Genomic DNA, 2497 nt, shown 5'->3' with positions numbered 1-2497 from the left:
GCTTGCGGACAGGGTCGAGGCGGCATAGGATATCAACCGTATTCCAGATTCTGGGACGCCGGGCCGACTCGCTTCGGATCGGGCACTACACCAACTTTCTCGACACTACCATTTAAATTCCGCCATTCGCCTATTAAGGACATGATCGAAAGCACGTTCGGCAACTTTGGGGAAGACAAGCTCAAAGAAAGCAAGAACAGCTAGTGCACTTGGGACTAACTCAGAAATAACTCTTTTAATCATGTGTTAGCCTTATTTTACTTATTAGCGCGTATATCAAAAACAAGCGAAAAACAAGACGGATGCTCCATTTCGCGTGCAAAGATACACACACAAGCCTGAGATCCTAATTGAAATAACGAAGAATTAGTCAATCAAGATCTGTAGCATATTCTGCTTTAACGCTTGCGCTCCCTATGCCAAATTCGAATGCGATCAACCAAATAGTTAGAGGCTATTAAATAAACAAGCAATAGTATGAAAACAATTAATACGACCGTCCCGGAAATATCGACTTCTTGAATCGGGAGCAATCCCTCAGTTAGCGGAACGGTCAAGGACGCCGTAACCCCAATAAAGCACATCTTATCGGCATCAATGCAAATAATGCCTTTGTTTTTAGATAGAAAGAAAGCCGCGGCGCAATAAATAACCAACAAAGCCATAAGCCCCGGAACCGTATCCCAGCAGAAAAGTGCGACCATAACGGGAAAAGTCCATACCGCATTACCGGCCGCGTCAGAATCCATAAAAGTATAGCCCCTGGCCTTTAGCCCACTTTGTACCATTGCAAGCCGAAAACTCTCTCGTAATATCCATCCAGAAAGAGAAGAGAAATAGAGAACCATCAGGCGATCGACCGACCACAGTGAGCTATCCCCAAACACAAGAGTAAGCATGTGAGAAACTACAGGAAGTGCAGCTGAAGTTAAAATCGCAACCAATATATCGGCAATATCGATCGAGGCCGCTCCGTTCTGTTTTTGCTCGATCATAGTTGGCTCCAGTTCCGCAAATGAAGTCAGGCTCAACAGGCGATTAGCGTTAATTGAACCAGTTTAGAAAAAAGTTAAATAGCTAGTTTAGTAGCTTTTCGATTCGTTTCCCATTTTCCTTTTCGAGCTTAAATCGTTTCTTTTGATCATCAACTGCCCGGTTCAGATAATCCTCCCAGTAGTCAATTACGTTTTAGCGCAGCCATATGCCCGCGAGCCTTCTATTTGAAATGACCCTAGGAATATCATCGGCGATGAGTGGGAAGCGGAAAGACCCTTGCCTCCTTTTTCCGCCATCCCATTTTAAGAGGACAAGCTCACGGTCAAACCAATCCGACGTGGCCATCAACTTATAGACATGTTCATCCGAAATAATGAGCCCCCTTTTACAAAGCTCCTTGAGACACTACCGCAACGTGCTGGGAAGGGTTCCCGTGACCAGGCGAAAGGCCGTGGCGCGCATGTTGAAGGCGATCCACGCGCAGGAATCGTGCGAGGCATGCGGCAAGAAGGCCGAGGAGCTAGCGGACGAGTTGGGGTCGATGTGGCTCGAGCGGCCGCGAGGACGGTGCGCGGCGGGTTCGCCGAGACGCTGACCTACACGGAATTCCCGCCCGAGCGCTGGCGCCGGACCAGAACGGACAATGGAATCGAGCGCATCAACCGCGAGATCAGGAGGAGGAAGAGGGTCGTCGCGACCTTCTCAGACGGCAACTCAGTCCCCATGCTGATGACGACGGGGCTGAAGTACATAGTGGTGCACGATTGGGACAAGAGGAGGTGCCTGGACATGTCCAAACTAGAGGAGTTGGACGAGCTGAAGGAAAAGGCGGAGGGCTAGAAGAGAACGGTGTCGAGGACGGCAAAATCAATTTGAGAAAGAATATTGACGGTACCTGAAGCTAAATCTGTCCGTGCTGCTCCGGTTAGATTCTAAGCGCCGATGCGGACAACAATTCAAGACATTCGTTATTAGGCACAATCGATACCAGTTAATTAGCCACCTCAACAGCCATAACCACGATGAGCTGTAATACCAAAGACGGCCGAACAAACTGATGACCACTAGCCAATTCGACACACCATCGTAAAAACCTTAGTGTCTATCTCTCTCCGCTCGATGAACAACCGACAGCACAAAATCCGCAACGTTGGCAGCAGCGTTCACAGCAAGCCTTGCATGATAGTCCTCGATGTTCACCCTTGATGCCCCCACTCCGTGAGCATCGCCCTGTTTATTTCTCATCTGACCAATTGAGTCGACAATTTTATTGAGTCCATTTACCAAGTCACAAATTCTCCTATCCATTGTCTTATCAGCATGAATATTATAGAGGCATTTGACTTGAGAGAACATTTTTCCGACATCGCCGCTGCTCGAAGGCCGTTCTCCCTTGATTATCAACTTTATCCGAACACCTCCCACATTCATCCGTACATGTGCGGATGAATGTGGGAACCCGATACCCTGAGGGCCGGATCGGCCGGCCCCGGGAGATCGG

Annotated in this window: 3 protein-coding genes and 1 pseudogene; 2 read left to right on the top strand and 2 right to left on the bottom strand. The window is 48.6% G+C overall.

Annotation, left to right across the window (positions count from 1 at the left end; translation table 11 throughout):
• Positions 1 to 204, top strand: a 204-nt coding sequence (locus ACTM82_RS08880; RefSeq protein ID WP_441088549.1) for a hypothetical protein, incomplete at its 5' end; no start/stop codon positions are given.
• Between the two features lie 194 nt (positions 205 to 398).
• Here the strand turns inward: ACTM82_RS08880 and ACTM82_RS08875 are convergent.
• Entirely contained in the window at positions 399 to 995 is a 597-nt protein-coding gene (locus ACTM82_RS08875; RefSeq protein ID WP_441055852.1) for a hypothetical protein, read from the bottom strand.
• A 395-nt stretch (positions 996 to 1390) separates the two neighbouring features.
• On the opposite strand from ACTM82_RS08875, the pseudogene ACTM82_RS08870 reads away from it, so the two are divergent.
• A pseudogene (locus tag ACTM82_RS08870) lies at positions 1391 to 1836 on the top strand (transposase); the annotation flags it as partial.
• Between the two features lie 255 nt (positions 1837 to 2091).
• Here the strand turns inward: ACTM82_RS08870 and ACTM82_RS08865 are convergent.
• Positions 2092 to 2497: abortive infection family protein (locus ACTM82_RS08865; protein ID WP_441088548.1), on the bottom strand; the 406-nt coding region annotated here is incomplete at its 5' end.

It is taken from the genome of Collinsella sp. HCP3S3_E5 (genome assembly GCF_052067635.1).
Taxonomy (GTDB): domain Bacteria; phylum Actinomycetota; class Coriobacteriia; order Coriobacteriales; family Coriobacteriaceae; genus Collinsella.
This window is presented reverse-complemented; position numbering and strand designations above follow the sequence as displayed.

Bases quoted from the DNA above. Each gene is read 5' to 3' on its own strand.
- ACTM82_RS08875 (WP_441055852.1), bottom strand. From the start codon at position 995: ATGATCGAGCAAAAACAGAACGGAGCGGCCTCGATCGATATTGCCGAT.